The organism is Luteibacter aegosomatis (genome assembly GCF_023078455.1).
GTDB lineage: Bacteria > Pseudomonadota > Gammaproteobacteria > Xanthomonadales > Rhodanobacteraceae > Luteibacter > Luteibacter aegosomatis.
Map to the genome: position 1 here is coordinate 4461688 of NZ_CP095740.1, position 25813 is coordinate 4487500.

Here is a 25813-nt window from a genome sequence, read left to right on the forward strand (position 1 = left end):
AAGCCCAGGGTTCATCGGTGAAAACCCGAGGACCCTGGGATGATCGCCTACACCCCGATGCAGGCCGCGATCGGCCGGCTTATCGCGGCGCAGCATGCGCCCGCGTATGGCTTTCCATTACCGTAACGATTCTCTAACACCCCCAGGGAGTGATCCACATGCGCATTCGCCATCTCGCCGGCGCCATCGGCGCCGCCCTCCTGTTCAGCGCCGGGGCGCACGCCGACGGTTTCCAGCAGGTCGTTTCCTTCGGCGATAGCCTGAGCGACAACGGCAACGTCTCCATCCTTGTCGGCTCCCCGGTGACCTCGCGCTTCACCACCAATCCCGGCACCGTCGCCGTGGAGAACATCGCGACGTACTTCAACCTTTCGCTGACGCCGTCGCTCCAGGGCGGCACGGACTACGCCTACGGCAATGCGCGCGCGGCCGTCGCCAATCCCATCGCCGGTCCCCTGGTCGCGCCGCCGACCTCCGCCCAGATCCAGACCTACCTCGCCGCCAACGGCGGCAAGGCCAACCCCCATGCGCTCTACACGATGTGGATCGGCGCCAACGACCTGCTCGCCGCCGTGCAGAACCCGGCCAACGCCCAGGTGACCGTGGCCACCGCCGCGGCCAACGAAGTCGGCCAGATCCAGGCCCTGCAGGCCGCCGGCGCGAAGACCATCGTCGTGTTCAACCTGCCCGACGTGGGCAAGACGCCGGCAGCGATGTCGCAGGGCGCCGCCGCGTCGGCCGGCCTCACGCAGCTGAGCCAGCTCTACAACGGCATCCTCTCCGGCGGCCTGGCATCCGCGCAGCGCGGCATCGTGCCGATCGACACCTACACGCTGCTCAACGAAGTCATCGCCAGCCCGTCCACCTACGGCTTCAAGAACGTCACCGTGCCCGTATGCACCACGTCCAGCTCGCTCAGCTGCTCGCCGGCCACGCTGCGCGATAGCGACGTCAACAGCTACCTGTTCGCCGACGGCATCCATCCGACCGCCGCCGCGCACGCCCTGCTCGGTCAGTACGCGGTGTCGGTCATCGAGGCGCCGCAGAAGATCTCCCTGCTGGGCGAGGCGGGCCTGGCCACCAACGCGGCGCACGTGCGTTCCCTGCGCAACCAGATGATGTCCGACAACTTCGGTGCGGACTCCCGCTTCTTCGCCTCGGTCGATTACGGCCAGCAGAAGTTCAAGGACACCGGCACCTCGCCGAAGACCGACAGCGATAACGTCAACCTCACCGTCGGCGCCGACGCCAAGGTCAACGAGAACTTCAACGTCGGCGTCGCCCTCGGCCTCGGCCAGACCGATGCCAACTTCCAGGGCGGTGGCGGCTACAAGCTGCAGGACGTCGCCGGTTCGGGCTATGCGTTCTACCACGCGGGCGGCGGCTACGTCGGCGGCTTCGTCAGCTTCGGCCAACTGAGCTTCACCGACATCGATCGCCGCATCGACCTGGGCGCGGCGCGCCGCACCGAAACCGGCAAGACCGACGGTTCGCACGTCGGCGGCGGCCTGAGCGGCGGCTGGTGGTTCGGCAACGAATCGCTGAAGACCGGTCCGTTCGTGAGCGTGGAGTGGGAACAGCTTCGCGTGTTCGGCTACACCGAATACGGCAGCACCAGCACCGCGATGCAGTTCGGCAAGCAGACCCGCAACGCGCGCATCGAAACCGGCGGCTGGCGCCTGCAGGGTTCGTGGCAGTCGGGCAGCACCACGCTGCATCCGTTCGCCGAAGTGGCCTACAACCACGACGGTCGCGCCGACGATCGCTTCGTCACCGCCGGCCTCACAAACATGTCGGGCCGCTTCAGCGTGCAGGGCTTCTTGCCCGACAAGAACTGGGTCACCGCCGACCTGGGCCTCTCGGCCGACTTCAGCCAGCGCTGGAGCGGTTGGGCCGCGTACAGCGGTCGTTTCGGCGATGATTCGCAGCGTTACAACAGCCTGAACCTCGGCGTGAAGATGGCGTTCTGATTCGCAAAGCCGATGTCACAAGAAAAACGCCGGCAGTGCCGGCGTTTTTTTGGCCTCTGAGCATCGCTTGGTTTAGGAATGGACCACTCATTCCGCCCGTGGACTAGTTTGAATACAGGCCGCTTTCGAACGGTCCCGGCGCACCGGTGATCCATTCCGGCCCCGGGGCGCAGATGTTGGTCTCGGCGCAGAAATTCTGCCTCACCCACGGATCGACGTTGGCGCCATAACCGACCGACTTCACGTCGTTGCTATCGCAGCTGTAGGTCACGGCCACCGCATTGGCGAGGTTATTGCTCTGGGCGGTGCCCCAGTGCTGGGCGACGCCGTTGCAGAAGCGAATCGATTGGCCGATGGCCTGCGTACCGCTATAGAACACATATGACACTACCTGAGTGGGTAATGCCTGGGCCTCGCCGACGGCGAACGCACTCGTGACGACCACTCCTGCGACCATGGCCAGCAACTTGTTCATCGCACACTCCCCGGATCACCTCGACATGAGGTGGTTGCGGGAAAAGCTATCAACGCGGTCAAACAGGTGAAGTAGGCTCGTTCTGCTTTCGACGTAGGTCTAGGCCCCTACGTCAGCTAGGACATCGCCTACACAAAACAGGCAAATCGTCACCAGCGGAAACATGGCGACAAAAAAAAGCCGCCCAGGGGGCGGCTTCTTCGGTGAGGCGCTAGCGCAGGCTTACTTCTTACCGCCGGCCTTCGAAAGCATCGCTTCGGCCTGGCTCTTCAGGCTGTTAGCCTCGTCGTCGCCGAGCACGTCGACCTTGCCGCCGGCTTCCTTCTCCTTCAGCACCAACTCACCCGCATCGTTCCAGCCCGCGCGCTCGGTGGACGTCGGCTTGCCATCCTTGCTCGGCTTCTTCTCCTGCACGATGACCCACGGCTTGCCGTTCTTGTAAGCGTAGTTGGTCGAGGTGAACCCCTTGTCGCCGTAGTCGACCAGTTCAATGACGAACTGGACGTCATTGCCCTTCTTGAAGATCTGCCAGCCGCGCGATTCGCCTTCCTTCAGCGCGGTACCCTGGGTGACCTTCAGACCACCGATGTTCTTCTTCAAGCTGTTGAAGCCCGCGAGCTCCTTCTCGCCCGGAGTGGCTTCACCCACCAGCTGGATGTTGGCGACGTTCTTCGCGCCCTTGGTGAGTACCGGCGTCTTCAGCGGCGACGAATAGTGACGCTCGCCGTCCTGGAGCGACACGTCGACGATGTACATGTCGTTCGGGTTGAGGTCCGACGCATTGAAATCGAGCTGGAAGGGCTGCGGCAGCGTCACCGGTGCGATGGTCTTGACGGCGAGGGGCTGCGAGCCCTCCGCGGAGACATCGACCAGCTTGAGTTCGAGCTTGGCATCGGGAGAAAGCTGCTTGCCCGCATCGCGCAGGGTCACGGTACCCGTGACGTTGTTGGCCGGGGCGGAAGCCTCGGGCGTACCACCGTTGGCGGCCTGCTGGCCGTTATCGGAAGAACCGCCGCAACCGGCAAGGGCCAGCGTGGCCACGGATGCGAGCGACAAGAAAAGCCTGCGCATGGGTCTGAACCTCGTAACGGATCGAAAAAAGAGCGGGTCACGCAAGATACGCACGCGCATGGCGCGCCATAACTCACAGGGGGAACGTCGGAGCATACCGGCAAATGTGCCGCCGGAAAAGTCAAGTGTGGAGAATGCCGCAAACGGCGCATCACGACACACTTGGAAAGCTTTTGGTAATGTTTGCCGATTTTACACCAGAATCCGTAATTTCTAACGCAAATCAGAGGGTTATGGAAAAAAAAGCGCCGCCCCAAGGGGCGGCGCCTTTGCTTTACGACGTTCCGGTGGATCAGAAGTCGTAGGTGATGCCGAAGCGGACGTAGCGCGGGGTTTCCCACGACGAAGGCGTACGGTAATTGCCGTTCGAGTAGTCCGGATCCAGACGCGTCGGCCGCTGCTCATTGAAGATGTTGTACACGTTCACGTTGAACGCGAGCTTGTGGTCGGCGAAGGACGGACGGTACTCAGCGTTCAGCGACACGATGCGCGTCCACGGCGTATCGCCTGCCGTACCGTACGGTGCCGGCACGCCATTGCACCAGTGGTAGTAATTGCCGTTATACGCCGGCACGGTCTGGTTCGGACCATACAGTCCTTCGCATGACGTCGGCGCACCGGAAGCCACAGTCAGGATACCCGACAGGTTCCACTCGGGGTTGATCTGCCAGGAACCATACGCCTTGACCTGGTGACGATGGTCGTTCGGCAGGCGGCCGGAACCGTATTCCATGATGCTCGGGAAATCCCAGTCCTGAGTCGCCGCGATGTCCTGCTGGCCAATGTCGGACTTCACCTGACCTTCCGAGTTACCGTAGCTCTTCGAGAAGGTGTAGGTGATCTTGCCCCACCAAGTACCGTCGAACGGATGCTCGATGTACGTATCGAGCGCGTAGTACTTGCGCTTTACGTGCGGGAAGCCGAAGTCGGCATTGGTGATTTCGACCTGCTGGTAGCCGCCAGCGGCGTTCGGCAACTGGAAGGTCGCGGCCGAGCCCGGGTTGAAGAAGTAGCAACCGCGCAGTCCCGACAGGTCGGCACCCTGCAGGGTAGCCTGCTCTTCGAAGACATCCGTGTCGCAGACGTCGTCGATAGCACGGTTCAGCCTGCGGAACGTCGCCTTCATACCGACGTTGTACTTGTCGTTCAACGCCTTGTCGAAGCCCAGGATGTACTCGTTCTGCGACTGAGCCTTGAGGTTCTTCGCCGTGACCGTGTTCGGATCCGGAGCCTGGCCGAACTCGCGGTTAGCCGAATAGGGCGTGCCCGGACCATTGCTGGTGTTGATCGGCGTCAGACCGGTGGGATAGCCGTTGGCATCGATACCGGTGTAGGTGTAGAACGTCTGGGTGTAAAGCGAGCCCGCGGCACCGCGCAGCGCGACGCTGGTCGGAAGTGCGAGGTAGTAACGGCCGGCATTGCCGTAGACCTTGAGCGACGAGTCACCGAACACGTCCCAGCTGAAGCCGAGGCGGGGCGCCCACTGGGGACGCGTCTGGCGGATATAGGCCTGGCCATCCGGGTTGTAGTTGGTGAACTGATCGTTGCGCAGGCCGAGCTTCACCAGCCACCGATCGTTCACCTGCCACGAATCTTCGATGTACTGGGCACGCTGTTCCACGCGCGTCGAAGCGCTCGTCGACTGGACGTACTTGTCGACGAAGTAGCCGTTTTCGCCGCCCGGATAGTTGATCGGTGCGTCGACTTCACCATCGGCGATCTCGCTCGCCGGGTTCGTCTGAATGCCGTACTGCCAGGCGTAACCGGCATTCGGCGCCATCAGCGAGCTGTCGTTGATGTCCTGCGTGCGCTGGTTGTCGATACCCGCCGTGATGGTGTGATCACCGAGCTTGTAGGTCAAGTCGATACGGTAGTTGGCACCACGCGTCTGGTGCGACGGATCCGTAATGTGAAGAACCTTGTTGGCATTGGTGATCGGCGTGCCGCCATTGAGGGCAGGGTTCTGCTTGGTCGAGCTCAGGATCGGGATCAGGTCCGCATAGTCGTTGATCGGATCCTGCCAGATATCGGTCTTCTGCTTGCCGTACTGTGCCGAAATGGTGAAGTCGTCGGTGATGTAACCGGTGTACTTGGCGATCCACATGCGCGCGGACGTCTTCGTCGCCACGTCCGCACCGAGGTAATCCCCGCGCTGGAAGTTATCGTAGTCGTACGCGTAGTTCTGGCCGCTGTACTCGTGCTTGGTGGAAGCACCGGTCAGTTCGAGGATGTGGTTGTCGGTGATGTTCCAGTCGAGCTTGGCATACCACTTCGGATCCTTGAAGGTCCGCTTGGTCTGCTGGGCGGCGCTGGAGCTCACGCTGGTGTACTTGTCTTCCGTACGGTCACCTTCGACCGACGCGAACATGAACAGCTTGTCCTTGATGAGCGGACCACCGACGTATGCGCTCTCGACGGCTTCCCAGCCCTTGTTGGCGCTGCGGTTCTGGTAAAGCGTGCCATTGAGGCTGCCGCCGGGGAAAGCTTCGCCGTAGTAAGTGCTACGCGGCGTGGCGCGAGCCCATTCCGGCGTGTAGAGCACCTGCGCACCAAAGTGCCATTCGTTGGTACCGCGCTTGCCGATCTGGTTGATGACGCCACCGTCGGAGCGACCGTAAGCGGCGCCGTAGCCGCCGGTCAGCACTTCCTGCTGTTCGATCGAGCCGTAGGGCAGCTCGATGCCGCCAAGGCCATTCAGCGGGTCGGTGACGTTCATGCCGTTGATGTAGTAGGCATTTTCCGACACGCCGGCACCACCGAAGGACGAAAGGGGCTTGCCCGTCGCCTGGCTGGTGAAGTCCGAGCTACCGGCCACGACGCCCGGAGCCAGCTGTGCGATCGCATCTGCGCTACGAGCGAGGGGAAGCCTCTGCAGCTGCTGGGACGTGATGACGGTACGCGAATCCACGCCCGTGACGTCGATGGACGGCAGGGCGTTGGCGGAAACCGTCACGCCGCTGAGGTCCTGCGCATTGCCGGCCGTGGCGGCGGCATTCGCGAACGAAACCTCCGTACCGGAACCCACGCGGATGCCGACGTTTTCACGAGTGGAGACGGTTGCACCGTCGGCCATCAGCGATACGTTGTAGGTACCCACCGGCAGGTTGCTGACCGTATAACGACCGGACTGGTCGACGGTGACCGTACGGGTCACGCCCGAGGTGCTGGTCACGGTGACGGTCTGACCCGGCGTGGCCTGGCCGAAGATCGTGCCGGAGGTGGACTGAGCGAGAACGGCGCCGGTGCCGCCGAGGCCAACCGCCAGGGCAACCGCCAACGCGGAACGACGCAGGGCCGATGCCTGCAGAATGCTGCGAGAACTCATGTGCAAATCTCCCCAGATCGGCCCGAACCGGGCCTGAAAAACGAGCAACCCGGCACAGGCCGGAAAAATAAAGGCCTTGGCGGTGCACGTTTCCGGGGTGATTCCTCGCCGCCAACTCCTCCCAGAGTGGCGCCGTCCCCATGAGACCTGCTCCCGACAAGTCCGTCGACTCTTGCTGTACGCGATCGACTTCACGGTTTGTGAAACCAATCCGACAGGATTCGCCGATGCCGAACATAGGGGCAGGCGGGCGGCCGTGTCAACAAATTATTTACAAGGCATTGGCCCGGAAATAAGGATCTGGCGGGAGAGCGGGCTGCTTATCGGCCGGAAAAGGCCACCGGTGGGCCGGTGGCAATTCGGGGAGACGTTAGTGCGGCTGCCGTCCTGGCTCATTTTTTGCCGGGTAAAAATATCCGGGGAGGGTCCCTCCTCCCCGGCGTGCCGCTTAGAAGTCGTAGCGGACGGTGAAGCGCATGGAGCGCGGATCGGTGTAGTTCAGCTCACGGTTGTAGGTCTGGCTGACCACATCGCGTTCGGACGCGTAACGGGAGTTGTAGGCCGTCGGCGTCTGCTTGTTGAGCACGTTGAGCACGTCGAACTGGAAGGTGAGGTTCTTGTCCAGCCAGGTAGGCGTGTAGGCGACGTTGAGGTTGACCAGGTACAGCCACGGGGCCGAGCCGTGCGTGCCGCGGTTGGAGCGCTCGTATCCCGCCGTGCCCGGCAGGCCGCAGAAGTAATAGAACGAGCCCTTGTACAGACCCTTGTCCTGGGTCGGGTAGAAGCTCGTGCAGTTACGCGGGCGGCCCGAGATGACCTGGGCGTTGGCACCGAAACGCCAGTCGTCGTTGAGCTGGTAGTAGCCGAACGCCTTGATCTGGTGCGTATGGTCGTTCGGCAGGCGGCCGTTGGCGCCCTGCATGAGCTGCGGCAGGTCCCAGTCCTGGGTGACCGACACGTCGGCCTGACCGCCGGCGCCCGTATCCAGGTCGGAGGCCAGCTGGCCTTCGGTGTTGCCGTAGCTGCGCGAGAACGTGTAGTCGATGCGGCCGTACCACTTCTCGGCGAACGGATGCTCCAGGTAGAGGTCGAGCGCGTAGTACTTGCGCTTGAGCTTGCCCAGGTTCAACTGGTCACGGGTGTAGGTCACCGTGCTGAACGTGCCATCGTCCTCTTCGATGTTGAAGGTGTTGGCCTGGCCCGGATTGAACAGGAAGCAACGGCCGCCCAGCACCGGGGTGCAGGTATCGTCGATGGCGCTGCGCAGCTTGCGCCACGTGATCTTCGCGCCCCAGTTCCAGGTCGGCAGGAAGGCGTGGTCGATACCCGCGATGTACTCGTCCTGGAAGTGCGACTTCAGGCCCTTCGCCGCGACGGTGCGCGGATCCGGCGCGGTGCCGCACTCGAGGTTGGTGGACACGACGTTGCCGCCGCAGGAATAACCGAGTGCCTGGTTGACCGCGATCGGCGCCAGCCCCTGCGGGATGCCGTCGACGACACCGGTGTAGGTGAAGTACTCGTTGGTGCCGAGCGAACCGGACGCCGCGCGCACGGCCACGTTGTTGGGCATCGCCAGGTGGTAACGGCCGGCGTTGGCGTAGACCTTCAGCGTGGAGTCGCCGAAGACGTCGTACGCGAAGCCCAGGCGAGGTGCCAGCTGGTGGCGCTGAGCGGCGTACTTCTCACCGTCGCCGTTGAAGTTGCTGAACTGCTCGTTGCGCAGGCCCAGCGACAGCAGCACGCGGTCGGTGAGCTGCCAGCGGTCTTCCACGTACTGCGATTCCTGCTCCGTGCGAACGCGGGCCGCCGTGGTCGTGTAGCCGCGATAGACGTAGTAGCCGTCGGTTCCGAAGCCACCCGCGGGACCCGGGGCACCCACGCCGTGCGGGGCGTCCACCGCCGTGGCACCCGTGGCCACCTTACCGTAGTACCAACCGTAGCCGCCCGGCAGCGACGTGCCGGTGTACGACTCGGCGATCTGCCGGTCCGCACCGAACTTCACGTCGTGGTCGCCGATGCGGTACTCGAGGTCGACGCGCCAGCCGTGGGTCTTGTCCTGGGCGCCCGGCACGCGCACGCTGCTGGCGTACGCCTGGCAGCCCGCGTAGTTGAAGCCCGGCACGCGCACCTGCTGGGAAGCGGAGATGAATGGGCACGCGTTGTTGTAGTTGTAGGGCAGCTGCAGGTGGTCCTGCTTCTGCTTGCCGTACAGCGCCGACACGGTGAAGTCGTCGGTGATGTAGCCGGTGTACTTGCCGATGTAGAGGTCGCCGCCATCCTTGGTGTACACGCCGCTGTTCTGGGTGCTGCCGTGGGTGTCGTCGGCGTAGTTGAAGCCGTAGGTCTTGGAGGTGTACTCGGACTTGTCCGACACGCCCGTCAACTCGAGGTGGTGGTTGTCCGTGATGTTCCAGTCGACCTTCGCCGTCCAGCGAGGGATCTTGTACTGGTATTCGTTCCAGCCCGTGCGGGCGACCGAGGTGGAAGTGATGTTCGAGGCGACCGCCTGGCCTTCGCGCTTGGTCATTTCCGCGTCGACGTAGAAGAACAGCTTGTCCTTGATCAGCGCGCCGCTGGCATAGGCGCCATAGGTGCTGCGGAAATAGGTGTTCTTGCGGTTGTACTGGTAGATCGTGCCGTCGGTGGAGTTCGGGTAGAAACCCGTGTCCGGATAGTAGCTGTTGCGGGCTTCGGCGCGCGCGAACTTCGGCTCCCAGATCGTGTAGACGCCGAAGTGGAAGTCGTTGGTGCCGCGCTTGGTCACCACGTTGATCACGCCGCCGGTGGAGCGGCCGAACTCGGCGCCGTAGCCGCCGGTGAGCACCTGCTGCTGGTCGATCGCGTCGAACGGCAGCTGCGTGGTGCCGATGGCCGTGAGCGGATTGGTGACGGCGTAGCCGTTGATGAAGTAAGCGTTCTCCGAAGCCGCCGAACCGCCGAAGCTCGGCACGCCACCGGAGTTGGCGACGGTATAGCTCGAGTTGGCGATGACGCCCGGCGCCAGCTGGGCGGCGGCGAGCACGTCACGCGCGATCGGAAGCTTGTTCAGCTGCTCCGCGGTGAGCACCGTGCGCGTATCGACCGACGACACGTCGATCGAAGGCAGGGCCGTCGCCGTGACGGAGACGCCTTCGAGCGTGCTCGCGTCACTGGCCTTCGAAGCGCCACCGAACGACACGTCCGAACCGTTGGAGATGGTCACCGACACGTTGTCGCGCGTGCTGACCGTGGCGCCGTCGCGCTGCAGCGTAACGGTGTAGTTGCCGGGCGGCAGCTGCGTGACGCGATAGCGGCCGTCGCTTTCCACCGTGATGGTGCGGCTGAAGCCGATCTGCGGGTTGCTGACGGTGACCGTGGAGCCTGGCTGCCCTTCGACGGTGCCGAAAATCGAGCCGGACGTGTTGGACTGCGCCAGGGCCGAGCCCGAAACGGAGGCCAACCCGATGGCGAGGGCCAGCACGGTACGACGGCCCAGCATCGAGGCCGGGTAAGTACGCGAATTCATCAAAGTGGATCTCCCCTGAAAACCGCTCGCGCGTGTTTTTTTGCGAAATGGCGGCAAATCGACCCCGCCCCGGCCTGCGCCAGGTGAAAGCATTTCGGTGTCGAAAACATCATCAATCGCGGCGAATCCGCTGTATCCGGTCCGCCGCCCCCAAGCGCGCCGCTCCTCCCGGGCGACGCGGAAGTAACATATACGTAACGCATGTAATTACGGCAAGACGCAATTTCACCGATCGTTGACACGGCATACTTGCGACGGCAAAAAAAGCCTTGGACATCGAAGTAAAAATCCGAACGTCCGCAAAGAGTTGCGACCGGCACGGAGCCATGACTTCCGGCACTTATGGAATCAGGCTTAGGAAACATTCCTAGACGAATCCCGCCCGTGGTGTCTTTGCGCAGACAAAAAAAGCCCCCGTGCTGGGTGCACGGAGGCGATCCGGGGAGTCACTCTGCTCGTCACCGTCAGGGCGCGTCCCGCGCCCAGCGGCTCTTTTTATTGTCGGTTTCGGTTGCGAAGGCTTACATCGAGAAGTCGTACCGGGCGGTCAGGCGGATGCTGCGCGGCGTGGAGTAGCTCAGCGGACGGCCGTAGGTCGGGCTGAGCGGGCCGTCGGCTGTCTGGTAGGTCTCGTCGATGTTCTGCACCTTCTGCTGGTCGAAGACGTTGAAGACGTCCACTTTGAGCGCCAGGTCGTGGTTGAAGTACGACGGCCGGTATTCCGCGCTCAGCGACAGCTGGTATGTCCACGGCAGGCGGCCACGCGATCCACGCGGAGCCTCCTGGCCGTCGCAGTAGAAGTACGACGAGCCGTAGTTATAGATATCCGGCGGGCGGATGCCGAGGCAGTTCTTCGGACGGCCCGACACCGCCGTGAGGTTCGCGCCGAAGAGCCATTCGGGATTGACCTGCCAGAACCCGTAGGCCTTCAGCTGGTGACGGCGGTCGCTGGGTAGCGGGCCGTTCGAGCCGATCATCAGCTCGGGGAAGTCCCAGTCCTGCGTGACCGACGGATCGAGCTGGCCGATGTCGGACTTCAACAGACCCTCGGAGTTACCGAAGCTGTGCGACCAGACGTACTCGGCGCGGCCGAAGAACTCCTGGTTGAACTGGTGCTCGACGTAGAGGTTCACCGCCAGGTACTTGCGCTTGAGGTCCGGGAAGCCGAGGTCGGCCTTGGACAGCGCCACGTTCTCGTACGTGCCGTCGTTGTTGAGGTCGATGGTGAACGTGTTGCCCTTGCCCGGGTTGAACAGCAGACAACCGGGAATCGACGCGTCGGGACTGATCGTGATGTTGTTACGCTCGGCCCATGCCTCGATCGGACGGGTGTCGCACATGTCGTCGATGATGCTGCGCAGCTTGCGGTAGGTGGCCTTCGCGCCCACGGTCCAGTCGGTGCCCAGCTGCTTGTCGAAGCCGAGGATGTATTCGTCCTGGTAATAGGCGCTGAGGTTCTTCGCCGACAGTGTCTTCGGGTCGGGCGCGCTGCCGTCGGCGCCGTTGGCGAAGTGGATGTCGGAGATGGGCGTCGGGTTGATCGGCGTGTTGGTGATCGGATCGACGCCGCCGTAGGTGAAGTACTGGCGCTCGAACAGCTGCGGACCAGCGCCGCGGATGGCCACGTTGGACGGAATCGCGAGGTGGTAACGGCCGGCGTTCGCGTAGATCTTCAGGGTGGAATCGCCGAACACGTCCCAGGTGACGCCCAGTCGCGGCGCCAGCTGGTGGCGCTGCTTCACGAACACCACGCCGTCGGTGTTGAAGTTCTTGAACTGTTCGTTGCGCAGGCCGAGGTAGGCCAGCCAGTTCTGCGAGATCTGCCAGTGGTCTTCGATGAACTGGGCTTCCTGCTCCACCTTCACGTTACCCGCGGCGCGGAAGATCTGACGCCGGGCGATTTCGGTGGCGCCGGGCGGAATGGCCAGCTCGGGGAAACCGGCGATCTGGCCGCTGGCCGGCGGATTGCTGTACGTCCACAGCGCGCCACCCTGCACCGCGAGGCCGCCGAAGGACTCGGCCGTCTGGTTGTCGATACCCGCGCGCAGGTCATGGTCACCCAGCGAGTACTGGATGTCGAAGCGCCAGTTGCGCACCTTGTCCTTCGCGCCCGGGACGATCAGGTTGCCCTGCACCGGCGCGCAGCTCACGCGCTTGAGGGCCGCCGGCACGTTGCGGTTGTCGATGATGTTCGGGCAGGTGACGCCGGCCGCACCCGCGACGTCGTCGACGTGATCGGTCACGCTGCGGCCGTAGAGAGCGTCGATCGTGAGCGAATCGGTGATGTAGCCGGTGTACTTGCCGATGTACATCTTGCCGCCCGGCGTGGAGTTGGCGACGCCGATGTTCTTCTGGTGCTCGGTGCCGAGCACGCCGGTGCGCGAACGCGTGGCGTAGTCGTACGAGTAGATCGTGGTGTCGTTGAGGTTGGAATCGCCGATGCCGGTCAGTTCGAGGATGTGGCTGTCGGTGATGTTCCAGTCGATCTTGCCGATCCAGTGGTTGGCCTTCAGCGGACCGTCGAACGCCGTCTGCGTCAGCACGTTGGTGACGCCGGCCGAGTTGTCGTTGCGCACCACGTCGGCGGCGGCATAGACGAAGAGCTTGTCCTTGATCAGCGGACCGCTGAAGTACAGGCCGTAGAGCAGTTCGTCCGTCTTGTTGCGCGCGCGGTACTGGAAGATCGTGCCGTCGGTCACGTTGCCCGACGTCTGCGGGTAATAGATGTTGCGCGGATCGGCCTTGAGCGCGCGCGGGCTCCACTGCACCTGCGCACCGGCCTTCCAGGTGTTGCCGCCACGCTTGGTGGTGAGGTTGACCACGCCACCGGTCGAGCGGCCGTATTCGGCGCCGTAACCGCCGGTGAGGATCTGCTGCTGGTCGATCGCATCGAACGGAAGCGTGGCGAAGCCCAGGCCGGTGAGCGGATTCGTGACCGCGAAACCGTTGATGTAGTACTGATTCTCGGCGGCCGACGCGCCGCCGAAGGAGATCACGCCGCCGTAGCGGGAATCGCCGGTCACCACGCCCGGAGCCAGCAGCGCCGCGGCGTTGACGTTCGAGGCGACGGGGATACGCTGCAGTTGTTCCGCGGTGAGTACCGTACGCGAATCGACCGACGAGACGTCGATCGCCGGCAGCGCGGTGCCGCTGACGCTGATGCCCTCCAGGCTGGTGGCCGCGCCCGTCGACGCGGCGGCGACGAAGGACACGTCGGTACCGGTGCCGATGTTCACCTGCACATCGCGCGTGTCGGTGGCGGCGCCGTTACGGACCAGGCTGACCTTGTAATGGCCGACCGGCAACGACGTGGCGCGATAGCGGCCATCGGCAGGCAGCGGCAGCTCACGGGCCAGGCCGGTGTCCACGTTCTCGATGCGGATGGTGGCCCCTGCGGCGTTGTCCGCATGGCCGAAGATCACACCGGATGCATTGGACTGCGCGTGCGCCGTTCCGCCGGCCAGGCTGAGGCCCAGCGCCACGGCGAGCGCGGTGCGGCGGACGTGGCCGCCGTTGTACATGGATTTCATTCGTGTCTCCCCAAGACAAAATCGCATCCCCTCGATGCGAGTCGTAAGTTCTTGCGAATCTTCGTTGGCAGGTCCGGCCGGATAGGAATCCCGGTCCATTCGTTATGGTGGTGCCCGCCCCCCTATGGCGCCGACGGCGAGGGATTTCGCCGGGTGCGGCGCACGTATATCGCAGTTATTTACGGGGCCACAATGGGCAAAAATGCGGTACGCGACAATAATTTACGGCGGATCTTAACTTGAAAATCACACTTCAACCGCATCCCGATCAAGCACTTAGGCGTGGGAAAAGCGTGACCAATGGCACATGATCATTCCTTGGGTTAGGAAAAATTCCTAGGCTCCAATGAAAAACACCCTGGTTTTTACGGCCTTCCGTTCGTCCATCGATTCAAGAAACTTCTCAAGCGCAAGGTGTTCGAAAGGAAGGTCGCTGTACACCTAAGTGGGCCTTCGTGCGTTTGTGCGCGAAACGCCGGGGGGCGGCTCGTCATACCTACCGAGGTTCCAAAGCGCATGAACGACAATTCAAGGGGTTCCATCCTGGCGGACATCGCCGGAAACGGGTCGGAGATCAGCCGTGGGGCCGCCATCGTCCCACCGTCCTCCTTCGCCAGCCGGGTCCGCCAAGTCATCAAGATGTCCGGTAGCGTGAGCGAGATCGCACGCCGCTGCGGCTTTTCCGAAGGCGTGGTGCGAAGCTGGCGCGACGGCAACACCGACCCGTCCCGCGGTCGCTGCGTCACCATGGCAAAGACGCTGGGCCTGTCGCTGGTCTGGCTCGCCGCCGGTGAAGGGCCGATGATGCTCGACGGCAGTGGCGAAGGCGCCGTGGCACGCACGGAGACTTCCGAGTCCACGCGGAGCCGCGAAAGCCAGCACTCCACCGTGGCCAGTCCGCTGGACGCGTCACGCCTCGCGGCGGCGATGAAGCTGCTGCAATCGGATATCGAGATGACGGGAAGCCGTTTCTCGCCGGTACGCCATGCCGATCTGGTGGCGGAGATGTATTCGATTCTGGGGCGTTCGGGCGAATCCGACTACGCCGATCGCATGATCGCGTTTCGTCACACGCTGATGAACCGCATCCACGACGACCAAGGCGCCGCGGCCGCCTGAGCGGGGCTGGGTATGCCGGGCCGCGAAAGCCCCGCCTGGCGCGGGGCCTTCGCCCGGGTGCGTATCAGAGACGCGAGATGTCGGCGATGGCGCCGAACGTCGCCTTGAGCTGCGCCAACAAGGCGAGCCGGTTGGCGCGCACGGCCGGATTTTCGGCATTGACCAGCACATCGTCGAAGAAGCGGTCGACGGGCGCCTGGAGCGCCGCCAGACGCGCCAGTGCGCCGGTGTAATCGCCCTCTCCCAACAGACCTTCGGCATCGACCCGGGCCGCGCCCAACGCCGCGTGGAGTTCTCGCTCGGCATCCAGCTCGAAATGCGCGACATCGACGGTGGACGGGATCGCCGGCGCGCCGGCATCCTCGGCCTGCTTGCGCAGGATGTTGGCGACGCGCTTGTTGGCGGCGGCAAGGCTCGCCGCCTCGCTGCGACGGGCGAACTCACCCACCGCACGCAGGCGCCGATCGAAATCGGGCAACGTGGCCGGCGCCACCGCCAGCACCGATTCGAACTGATCGACGCTGAAGCCCTGCTCGGTGTAATAGCCGCGCAGGCGCTCCAGTACGAAGGCGTGCACCTCGTCGCCCAGTTCGCGTCGGCGGGCGCCGATGTCGACCGCCGGCGGCTTGCCGTCCTTGCCCGGCTTCACGCCCGCCACGAACGCGGCTTCGGGCACCAGCTCGAAGGCCTCGGTGAAGGTGGCGCGCAGGTCGATGGCCAGGTTGCCCTCGATGAGGGTACGGGCCAGGCCCAACGCCGCGCGACGCAGGGCGAAGGGATCCTTGTTGCCGCTGGGCTTGAGCCCCACGGCGAAAATGCCTGCCAGCGTATCGAGACGCTCGGCGACGGCGAGTACCTGCCCCACCTTCCCCGAGGCGATGGCATCGCCGCCGAAACGCGGCTGGTAGAAGCTGTCGAGGGCATCGGCCACGTCGGCGTCGATACCCTGGCGGGTGGCGTAGTAGCGCCCCATCACGCCCTGCAACTCGGGAAACTCACCGACCATGCGGGTGAGCAGATCGCACTTGGCCAGCGCCGCCGCATGGGTGGCCTTGCCGGCGTCGATCCCCACGCGATTGGCGATGATGCGCGCCAATTCGGCCACCCTGACGGTCTTGTCCCAGAGGCTGCCCAGCGACTGCTGGTAGGTGACGCTCTTCAGCCCATCCTGGTAGTCGGCCAGCGGCGCCTTGAGGTCCTCGTCCCAGAAGAACTTGGCGTCGGCGAAACGCGGGCGAATGACGCGCTCGTAGCCCTTGCGGATTTCCGCCGGATCGCGGCTCTCGATATTGGCCACGCCGATGAAATGCTCGGTCAGGCGGCCGTTCTCGTCGAACACGGGAACGAACTTCTGGTTCGTTTCCATGGTGGTGACCAGCGCTTCGGGGGGAACCTCGAGAAATTCACGCTCGAAGGTACAGGCGATGCCGACCGGCCATTCGGTGAGGTTGGCGATCTCGTCGAGCAGGCCGTCGGACAGGCGAGGCACGCCACCGGTGGCGACACGCGCCACCTCGGCGCGCACGCGCTCGCGACGCTCCGCCGGATCGGCCATGACCTTCGCCTGGCGCAGGGCATCGAGCCAGCTGTCGGCATCGGCCACGTGCACGGGTTGCGGGTGGTGGAAACGGTGGCCCTGGCTGAGCCGGCCGCTCTTCACGCCCAGCACCTCGCCTTCGACGATCTCGGCACCGTGCAGCATCAGCAAGGTGTGCACCGGGCGCACGAAGGTGTCGTCGCGGTCGCCCCAGCGCATGGCCTTGGGAATCGGCAGCGCTTTCAGCGACTCGCCGACGATCTCGGCGAGCAGCGACGCGGTCGGCTGACCCGGCTTCACCGCGCGGAACACGAACCATGCCCCCTTGTCGGTCTCGAGCTTCTCCAGGGCGGAGACCTCGACGCCACACGATTGCGCGAAGCCGACGAGCGCCTTGCTGGGCTCGCCATCGGCACCGAGACTGGCGGCGACGGCAGGACCCCTGCGCTCGACGTTCTGTTCGGGCTGGGCCACGGCCACGCCCGGGATATGCACGGCCAGGCGTCGCGGCGACGCGTAGGTCCGGGCCGCGGCGTAATCGCCGGCCACGCCACGTTTCTCCAGGCCTTCCGCGATGCCCCGCGCGAACGCGGCGGCGAGATCGTCGAGCGCCTTGGGTGGCAGTTCTTCGGTACCGAGCTCGATGACGAGCGGCAGGCGCTTATCGGCCATGGACGGCCTCCTTGCTGTTCTTCAGGCCGGGGAAACCGAGTTTTTCGCGCTGGGCCACGTAGGCCTCGGCCACGCTGCGGGCCAGCGTGCGCACGCGCAGGATGTAGCGCTGGCGCTCGGTGACGCTGATGGCACGGCGCGCGTCGAGCAGGTTGAACGCATGGCTGGCCTTGCAGACCTGCTCGTAGGCCGGCAGCGGGAGGCCGGCGGCGATCAGCTTGCCGGCTTCGCCCTCGCACACGTCGAACCAGTGGAACAGCTCGGGCACGTTGGCGTGTTCGAAGTTGTAGGTGCTCTGCTCGACCTCGTTCTGGTGGAACACGTCGCCGTAGGTCACCACGCCGTGCGGCGCGTGCGTCCACACGATGTCGTAGATGCTGTCGACGTTCTGCAGGTACATCACCAGGCGCTCGAGGCCGTAGGTGATCTCACCGGTGACCGGACGGCATTCGAGGCCGCCGGCCTGCTGGAAATAGGTGAACTGGGTGACTTCCATGCCATTCAGCCAGACTTCCCAGCCGAGGCCCCAGGCGCCGAGCGTGGGCGATTCCCAGTTGTCTTCGACGAAGCGCAGGTCGTGCACGAGCGGATCGATGCCCAGCGCCTTGAGCGAGCCGATGTAGCGCTCGAGGATATCGTCGGGATTGGGCTTGAGCACGACCTGGTACTGGTAGTAGTGCTGCAAACGGTTGGGATTGTCGCCATAACGGCCGTCCGTGGGCCGGCGGCAGGGCTGCACGTAGGCGGCGGCCCAGGGTTCGGGCCCGAGCGAGCGCAGGAATGTGGCGGGATGGAACGTACCCGCGCCGACCTCGGTGTCGAGGGGCTGGACCAGCACGCAGCCCTGCTCCGCCCAATAGCGGTTCAGGGTCTGGATCACGTCTTGGAAAGTGGGCGCGGACATGGTTCCCGAGTCCTTGAGAAAGCGGGCTAGTATAGCGGCGTCGTCTTTCATGAGGGATCGCCCGGCCATGGCAGTCAATCCGCAATCGGGCTCACTGTTGGGGCGCCGCGGGCGGCTGGAACTCGAAGAGGTGCTTGCCTCGCTCGTCGTCGACGGTGTTGTCAGCGGCGAGGATGCCAAGCGGGCCCGCGCGGGTGCGCGCGGCGGCAAGACGGCCATCGAGTTGAACCCCCTGGTGTTGATCGCCAACGCCCGGCTGGACAACCTGCGCGACCCGGGCCGCCCCCTGAGCCTGGAGGGCCTGGTGGAATGGCTCGCCGGCAAGGCCGGCCTGCCCTACCTCAAGATCGACCCGATGAAGGTCAACGTGGCCCAGGTCACGCAGGTGGTGAGCAGCGCCTATGCCCAACGCCATCGCATCCTGCCCGTAAGCGCCTCCCCGTCCGAGGTGGTGTTCGCCACCGCCGAGCCGTTCGACATGGCCTGGGCGAACGACCTGGCCCACATGCTTCGTCGCGACGTGCGGCGGGTGGTGGCGAGCCCGATCGATATCAACCGCTACCTGCTCGAATTCTATGGCGTGCAGCGCTCGATCCAGCTCGCGCAGGACGCCAAGGGTAACGAGCCATCGAAGATCATCAACTTCGAACAGCTGGTCGAACTGGGCAAGGGCGGCGAAGTCGGCGCCGACGACCGCCACGTGGTGCACATCGTCGACTGGCTCCTCCAGTACGCCTTCGAGCAGCGCGCGTCCGACATCCACCTCGAACCGCGACGCGACGCGGGACAGATCCGCTTCCGCATCGACGGCGTGATGCAGAAGGTGTTCGAGTTGCCGCCGCCGGTCACCACCGCGGTGACGGCGCGCGTGAAGATCCTCGCCCGCATGGACGTCGCCGAGAAACGGCGCCCGCAGGATGGCCGCATCAAGACCCGATCCGCCGGTGGGCGCGAGGTGGAGTTGCGCATCTCGACCATGCCGACCGCCTTCGGCGAGAAGGTGGTGATGCGTATCTTCGACCCCGACCTGGTCATGAAGGACTTCTCCCAGCTCGGGTTTTCCGACGAGGAAGCCCGCGTATGGCGGTCGATGGTCGAGCGGCCGCACGGCATCGTGCTGGTGACCGGGCCCACGGGTTCGGGTAAGACCACCACGCTGTATTCCACGCTCAAGCACCTGGCACGCCCGGAACTCAACGTCTGCACGGTCGAAGACCCCATCGAGATGGTATCGCCCGAACTCAACCAGATGCAGGTGCAGCCGTCGATCGACCTCGACTTCGCTGCGGGCGTGCGCACGTTGCTGCGACAGGATCCCGACATCATCATGATCGGCGAGATCCGCGACCTCGAGACCGCGCAGATGGCGGTGCAGGCGTCGCTGACGGGTCACATGGTGTTGTCCACGCTGCATACCAACGACTCGCCCAGCGCCATCACCCGCCTGCTCGACCTGGGCGTGCCGCACTACCTCATCCAGTCCACCCTCGCCGGCATCGTGGCACAGCGCCTTGTCCGAACGCTGTGCCCGCATTGCAAGCGTCCCGCCGAACAGGATGCCGACGCCTGGTCGGTGCTGACGCGCGACTGGGAACTGCCGGTACCCGCACGTGTCTATGAGCCGGTCGGTTGCCTGGAGTGCCGCAAGACGGGCTATCTGGGCCGAACGGGCGTCTACGAGATGATGCCGTTGTCCGCGCGCGTGCGCGGCGGCATCACCGCGTCGCTCGACCTCGCCCGGCTCACCGACATCGCCTTGCGCGAAGGCATGAAGCCGCTGCGCATTTCCGCCGCGGCGCAGGTCGCCGCCGGCCTCACCACGGTGCGCGAGGTACTCAACGTGCTTCCGCCCTCCGACATCGACGACGCACTACCCGCATGAAGCCCGTCCTTATCGTTCGCACCGGCCGCGCGCCCGATGTCATCAGCGCGCGCCATGGTGATTTCCCCCGTTGGTTCCAGCTCGGCCTCCGTCTGAAGAGTCCCCGTATCCGCGTCGTCGACGTCGAACACGGCGATGCGTTGCCGCCCCCGTCCGAATGCGCGGGTGCCGTCATCACCGGATCCGCGTCGATGGTCACCGAATGCCTGCCCTGGAGCGAGCGCACCGCCGGCTGGATCCGCAACGCCATGGATGTCGATCTCCCGATGCTCGGCGTCTGCTACGGGCACCAGTTGATGTCCCATGCCCTGGGCGGCCGCGTGGATTACTTACCCGGCGGCCGTGAAATGGGGACCGTGAAACTCTCCACGCATGCTCACGCAGCGAGCGATCCCTTGGGGGCCGTCCTGCCGGGCACCTTCAACGCACATGCCACGCACGAGCAAAGCGTGCTCGAGTTGCCACCCGGCGCGGTGACGATCGCCTGGTCCGACCGGGATCCGAATCACCTGGTCCGATACGGCAAGCATGCGGTGAGCACGCAGTTCCACCCGGAATTCTCGGCCGAGGTGATGCGCGCCTATATTCGCCGCAAGCACGACGTGCTTCGTGACGAAGGCCACGAACCCGAAGCGCTGCTGGCCGCCGTCACCGCCACGCCCGCGGCGACGGGCCTGCTTCGCGGCTTCGTGCGCGAGCATCTGGGCATGGCCCGTGAGCCGTCACCCGCGTAGGCGACGTTCGATCGCTCCGCGCGATACCAGGGCGAAGACGATGCCGAACAGGAATCCGCCGATATGGGTCCACCACACCACGGCACCGTAGCTCGCGCCGGCATAGCTGAAGAGCAACTGCACCAAGGCCCATATGCCTATGAGCACGAATGCGGGCACGCGCACGAATTCGAGATAAAGGCCTAGCGGCACCACCAGTCCCAGGCGCGCCCGCGGAAACAACGTGACGTAGGCGCCGACCACGGCAGATACCGCACCGCTGCATCCGATGATGGCCACACGCGCGCCGGTGAGCGAAATCGCACCGATGAGATTGGCCACGATGCCTCCAAGCAGGAACAGGAGCAGGAAGCGTGGTGAACCGAGGCTACGCTCGGCGGGCAGGCTGAAGATCACCAGGAACAGAAGGTTACTCAACAGATGCAGCCAACCGCCGTGAATGAAGATCGCGGTGAGCAGACGCAATAACGCAGGGTCGCTTACCTGCTCCCAAAGCGGCAGACCGGCGGCGAAGAGATGCGCGGGTACGGTTCCCCAATGCAGCATGATCCAGATACGCTCGCTGCGGCCACTCAAGGCCAACGCGACGAACGAGACGACGCACGCGACGACCACCAGCATCGTCGCCCAGCACAGCCGCGAACGGCGGCGGGTATCCACGTGAACGAACATGGCTCAGGGTACGCCGCGTGCGAGGTGCGGGCCTTCCGTTTCCATTGACGACAACGCGAACATGGTTTCCGGCCCGACCACGCCATCGGCGGCGATGCCGAAACGTTCCTGCACGCCCCGCACGCGCGATTCCACGGCACGATCGAACGATGCACCGGCGCCGGAAACCGCGTTGCCGCCCGGCGGCAAGCGGGAAAGCAGCCAGCTGACACCCTGGCCGCTGTCGCCCCGCGAAAGCTTGCCCGGCACGGTCGGGTCGATGCGGAAGACGGCATAGAACCGGCCGTTCCATATGTGCGAGAACGCATCGCGGGTGAGTTCGACGTACTTGCCGCCAAGGTAGAGCCGGACCGCTTCATCGCCCACTCCCACCATCAAAACCTGCTGGTTGCCGTTGGCTTCGTCGAGTTCGAGCACCATCGGACGATCGAAACGACGGAGCTGGTCCAGGGAGCCTCTCCCGCTGACACACGCAAGCCCCGGGAAGATGGTCGCGTCGCAATGGATCGCGTTGGTCACTGACGTTTCCTTCGACGTGACCTGCCAGCGTGCCAGCAACTCGCCCCAAACGCGCAGTTTGCCGACATCGCCAGCCGGCAAGGCTTCCTTGAATTTCGCCAAGGCCTGATCGGGTGTCGCGGTAACGAGGTTCTTGGGCCGCGAAGGGCTGCGGCCGGAGAGGAACCAGGTGGCCATTCCGCCGACGAACAAGAGGATGGCCAAGCCGCCCACCAGCAACACGGCCTTGCGGTAGCGACGTAGCCAGTAGCGGGCATGCTGCGGCAGTACCTCGCGGGCGACAAAGCCCAGGGCGCGCTCGCCGATCGACTGCTCGCCGCGCTCCGCCGCTCGTTCCAGTGCCCTATGGGCCAGCGCATTGAGCCGTTGTGGATTGCCCTTGCCGTCATCCCTGAGACTCCGAAGGCCAAGGCGGCTGAACGGCATGCGTGAGGTGCCCGCGACATGCAGGCGATGCCTGACGTAGCGCTCGCTCTCTTCGGCATTGAGCGCGACCAGAGGCAAACGACTACGAATGCGTCCCGCGAGCGCCGGCCCGCCACGGGCGGAAAGGCGGTCGCGAAGACTCGGCGTTCCCGACAGCACGAGGTGAAACGACGTGCCGTTCTTTTCGCATCCCGCCATCAGGCGATCGATATCGTCCAGATTCCCATCGGAAAGCTCGTCCGCATCATCGAGGATCAGCACAAAGCGCTTGTCGACATGGTGCGCCAATCGCCCCAATCCGGCAGCCAGCCCGTCGACGAGATGATCTTCGGTATTGGCTTCGGCGCTCAAAGGCAACGGGAGGCCGAACCCGGCGTACATGGATCGAAGCCAGGCGACCGTGCCTTGGGCGTAGTCGTCCGCGGTATGGCGGGTGGCGGTGACGCCATGATCCGCCGCACCGGTCTCGATCAACATGCAGAGCAGGCTCTTGCCCATGCCTGCCTCCCCCGTGATCAACGTCACTCCTGTATCCGTCGAGCCCAGTTCGTATTCAACATGCGCAAGAATCTCGCGCTCACGCGTGAACAGGCACGCGAAGCGTAGATCCGGTGTTTCGCCGAACGGCGGTTCGCGCAGCCCAAAGGTCTCTAAGTACATGGGCTTAGGGTAACCGATTGATCGCGGGAAGGATTGGGAACCGATGAGGAATCATCGCACGGTAGTGCAAAGAAAAACCCGGCCTCTGACGAGACCGGGTTTTGGGATAAAGCCCCTGGCGGTGACCTGTGGCGGGTCGTGCCCGTTGGGCACGGGAGCGGGCAAAGAAAAACCCGGCCTCTGACGAGACCGGGTTTTGGGATAAAGCCCCTGGCGGTGACCTGTTGCGGGTCGTGCCCGTTGGGCACGGGAGCGGGCAAAGAAAAACCCGGCCTCTGACGAGACCGGGTTTTGGGATAAAGCCCCTGGCGGTGACCTGTTGCGGGTCGTGCCCGTTGGGCATGGGAGCGGGCAAAGAAAAACCCGGCCTCTGACGAGACCGGGTTTTGGGATAAAGCCCCTGGCGGTGACCTACTCTTGCATGGCTTGAGCCACACTACCATCGGCGCATGCGCGTTTCACTTCTGAGTTCGGGATGGGATCAGGTGGTACCACGCCGCTATAGCCGCCAGGGAAGGGGTGGGAGCAGCGCAGGTGCGCCGGCTCCACAGAGGGGTAAACGAGTGACAAGCGTCCGGGCTGGATACCGGCAGACTTGAGTTAAGACGGTGAAGCGTCTTGGGGTTATATGGTCAAGCCTCACGGCTCATTAGTACGCGTAAGCTCAATGCATTGCTGCACTTCCACACCGCGCCTATCAACCACCTAGTCTTGATGGTGCCTTAAGGAGAGTCGAGCTCTCGGGAGATCTCATCTTGGGGCGCGCTTCCCGCTTAGATGCTTTCAGCGGTTATCGCTTCCGTTCATAGCTACCGGGCAATGCCATGGGCATGACAACCCGAACACCAGCGGAACGTCCACTCCGGTCCTCTCGTACTAGGAGCAGCCCCCCTCAAATCTCCAACGCCCACGACAGATAGGGACCGAACTGTCTCACGACGTTCTGAACCCAGCTCGCGTACCACTTTAAATGGCGAACAGCCATACCCTTGGGACCGGCTACAGCCCCAGGATGTGATGAGCCGACATCGAGGTGCCAAACACCGCCGTCGATATGAACTCTTGGGCGGTATCAGCCTGTTATCCCCGGAGTACCTTTTATCCGTTGAGCGATGGCCCTTCCATACAGAACCACCGGATCACTAAGACCTACTTTCGTACCTGCTTGATCCGTCGATCTCGCAGTCAAGCACGCTTATGCCTTTGCACACAGTGCGCGATGTCCGACCGCGCTGAGCGTACCTTCGTGCTCCTCCGTTACTCTTTGGGAGGAGACCGCCCCAGTCAAACTACCCACCATACACGGTCCCCGATCCGGATTACGGACCTAGGTTAGAACGTCAAGCACTTCAGGGTGGTATTTCAAGGATGGCTCCACCGAAACTAGCGTCTCGGTTTCATAGCCTCCCACCTATCCTACACAGAAGAACTCAACGTTCAGTGTAAAGCTATAGTAAAGGTTCACGGGGTCTTTCCGTCTTGCCGCGGGAACGCTGCATCTTCACAGCGATTTCAATTTCACTGAGTCTCGGGTGGAGACAGCGCCGCTGTCGTTACGCCATTCGTGCAGGTCGGAACTTACCCGACAAGGAATTTCGCTACCTTAGGACCGTTATAGTTACGGCCGCCGTTTACTGGGGCTTCGATCAAGAGCTTCGCCTTGCGGCTGACCCCATCAATTAACCTTCCAGCACCGGGCAGGCGTCACACCCTATACGTCCACTTTCGTGTTTGCAGAGTGCTGTGTTTTTGATAAACAGTCGCAGCGGCCAGGTTACTGCGACCCCTCGATGCTCAGTCACGCACGTGACCACACCAAGGGGCGCACCTTCTCCCGAAGTTACGGTGCCATTTTGCCTAGTTCCTTCACCCGAGTTCTCTCAAGCGCCTTGGGATTCTCACCCTGCCTACCAGTGTCGGTTTACGGTACGGTTTTTCTACAGCTGAAGCTTAGTGGCTTTTCCTGGAAGCGTGGTGTCAGTCACTTCGTCCTCATAGGACTGGTCTCGGTGCTCGGCATAAAGATTCCCGGATTTGCCAAAGAATCATGCCTACCGCCTTTCCCCAGGACAACCAACGCCTGGTAGACCTAACCTTCTCCGTCCCCACATCGCACTGTAGAAAAGTGCAGGAATATTAACCTGCTTCCCATCGACTACGCATTTCTGCCTCGCCTTAGGGGCCGACTCACCCTGCGCCGATGAACGTTGCGCGAGGAAACCTTGGGCTTTCGGCGAGGGGGCTTTTCACCCCCTTTATCGTTACTCATGTCAGCATTCGCACTTCCGATACCTCCAGCAAGCCTTACGACTCACCTTCACAGGCCTACGGAACGCTCCTCTACCGCGTACACCTCAAAGGTGTACACCCCGAGCTTCGGTGCATAGCTTAGCCCCGTTAAATCTTCCGCGCAGACCGACTCGACCAGTGAGCTATTACGCTTTCTTTAAAGGGTGGCTGCTTCTAAGCCAACCTCCTGGCTGTCTATGCCTTTCCACATCGTTTTCCACTTAGCTATGACTTTGGGACCTTAGCTGCGGGTCTGGGTTGTTTCCCTTTTCACGACGGACGTTAGCACCCGCCGTGTGTCTCCCGTGTAGCACGTGTTGGTATTCGGAGTTTGCCATGGTTTGGTAAGTCTCAATGACCCCCTAGCCATAACAGTGCTCTACCCCCAACAGTGTTCGCACGAGGCGCTACCTAAATAGCTTTCGAGGAGAACCAGCTATCTCCGAGTTTGTTTAGCCTTTCACTCCGATCCTCAACTCATCCCCATCTATTGCAACAGATGTGGGTTCGGTCCTCCAGTGCG

13 protein-coding genes and 2 rRNA genes (1 of these 15 cut by a window edge) are annotated in these 25813 nt (G+C 63.5%); 4 read left to right on the top strand and 11 right to left on the bottom strand.

Annotated elements, in window-relative coordinates:
* Window positions 1-158 precede the first annotated feature (158 nt).
* Window positions 159-1970 (top strand): autotransporter outer membrane beta-barrel domain-containing protein, encoded by a 1812-nt coding sequence (locus L2Y94_RS19970; RefSeq protein ID WP_247371506.1) that lies wholly within the window; start codon window positions 159-161, stop codon window positions 1968-1970.
* 103 nt (window positions 1971-2073) lie between these two features.
* Here L2Y94_RS19970 and L2Y94_RS19975 read toward each other — a convergent pair whose 3' ends face one another.
* The 5 genes from L2Y94_RS19975 to L2Y94_RS19995 all read right to left on the bottom strand — a co-directional run bounded on the left by L2Y94_RS19975 (window position 2074) and on the right by L2Y94_RS19995 (window position 13876).
* Window positions 2074-2445, bottom strand: coding sequence for a hypothetical protein (locus L2Y94_RS19975; protein ID WP_247371508.1), 372 nt, complete (start codon window positions 2443-2445; stop codon window positions 2074-2076).
* A gap of 222 nt (window positions 2446-2667) precedes the next feature.
* The gene (locus L2Y94_RS19980) at window positions 2668-3516 is read right to left on the bottom strand and encodes a DUF1481 domain-containing protein (protein ID WP_247371510.1); all 849 of its coding nucleotides are present in this window, start codon (window positions 3514-3516) and stop codon (window positions 2668-2670) included.
* A gap of 292 nt (window positions 3517-3808) precedes the next feature.
* Window positions 3809-6841: a TonB-dependent receptor gene (locus L2Y94_RS19985; protein WP_247371513.1), complete on the bottom strand. Its 3033-nt coding sequence runs from the start codon at window positions 6839-6841 to the stop codon at window positions 3809-3811.
* Window positions 6842-7289: 448 nt separating this feature from the next.
* A complete protein-coding gene (locus L2Y94_RS19990) occupies window positions 7290-10346 on the bottom strand; it encodes a TonB-dependent receptor (protein ID WP_247371515.1) in 3057 nt (1018 codons plus the stop codon).
* A 521-nt stretch (window positions 10347-10867) separates the two neighbouring features.
* Window positions 10868-13876 carry a TonB-dependent receptor gene (locus L2Y94_RS19995; RefSeq protein WP_247371517.1) on the bottom strand — a complete coding sequence of 1003 codons (3009 nt, stop codon included), beginning with the start codon at window positions 13874-13876 and terminating at the stop codon, window positions 10868-10870.
* Between the two features lie 516 nt (window positions 13877-14392).
* Between L2Y94_RS19995 and L2Y94_RS20000 the strand changes: the two genes are divergently transcribed.
* Window positions 14393-14995 (top strand): helix-turn-helix domain-containing protein, encoded by a 603-nt coding sequence (locus L2Y94_RS20000; protein WP_247371520.1) that lies wholly within the window; start codon window positions 14393-14395, stop codon window positions 14993-14995.
* 64 nt (window positions 14996-15059) lie between these two features.
* Here the strand turns inward: L2Y94_RS20000 and glyS are convergent, their stop codons facing one another.
* The gene (glyS, locus tag L2Y94_RS20005) at window positions 15060-17204 is read right to left on the bottom strand and encodes a glycine--tRNA ligase subunit beta (protein ID WP_247371522.1); all 2145 of its coding nucleotides are present in this window, start codon (window positions 17202-17204) and stop codon (window positions 15060-15062) included.
* Entirely contained in the window at window positions 17194-18108 is a 915-nt protein-coding gene (gene glyQ / locus L2Y94_RS20010) for a glycine--tRNA ligase subunit alpha (protein WP_144916575.1), read from the bottom strand. Before glyQ ends, glyS begins: the two co-directional genes overlap by 11 nt.
* Window positions 18109-18175: 67 nt before the next feature.
* Between glyQ and tfpB the strand changes: the two genes are divergently transcribed.
* Window positions 18176-19990, top strand: coding sequence for a type IV pilus assembly ATPase TfpB (gene tfpB, locus L2Y94_RS20015; RefSeq protein ID WP_247371525.1), 1815 nt, complete (start codon window positions 18176-18178; stop codon window positions 19988-19990).
* The gene (locus L2Y94_RS20020; RefSeq protein WP_247371527.1) at window positions 19987-20724 is read left to right on the top strand and encodes a glutamine amidotransferase; all 738 of its coding nucleotides are present in this window, start codon (window positions 19987-19989) and stop codon (window positions 20722-20724) included. Before tfpB ends, L2Y94_RS20020 begins: the two co-directional genes overlap by 4 nt.
* Here L2Y94_RS20020 and L2Y94_RS20025 read toward each other — a convergent pair.
* From L2Y94_RS20025 to L2Y94_RS20040, 4 genes are all read right to left on the bottom strand, one after another.
* On the bottom strand, window positions 20713-21396 hold the full coding sequence (locus L2Y94_RS20025) for a rhomboid family intramembrane serine protease (RefSeq protein ID WP_247371530.1): 684 nt from the start codon (window positions 21394-21396) through the stop codon (window positions 20713-20715). The genes L2Y94_RS20020 and L2Y94_RS20025 overlap by 12 nt on opposite strands.
* 3 nt (window positions 21397-21399) lie before the next feature.
* Window positions 21400-23001, bottom strand: a complete 1602-nt coding sequence (locus tag L2Y94_RS20030) for an ExeA family protein (RefSeq protein WP_247371532.1) — start codon at window positions 22999-23001, stop codon at window positions 21400-21402.
* A gap of 398 nt (window positions 23002-23399) precedes the next feature.
* Window positions 23400-23514: ribosomal RNA gene (rrf, locus tag L2Y94_RS20035) — 5S ribosomal RNA — on the bottom strand.
* Between the two features lie 115 nt (window positions 23515-23629).
* A 23S ribosomal RNA gene (locus tag L2Y94_RS20040) occupies window positions 23630-25813 on the bottom strand (it continues 700 nt past the right edge of the window).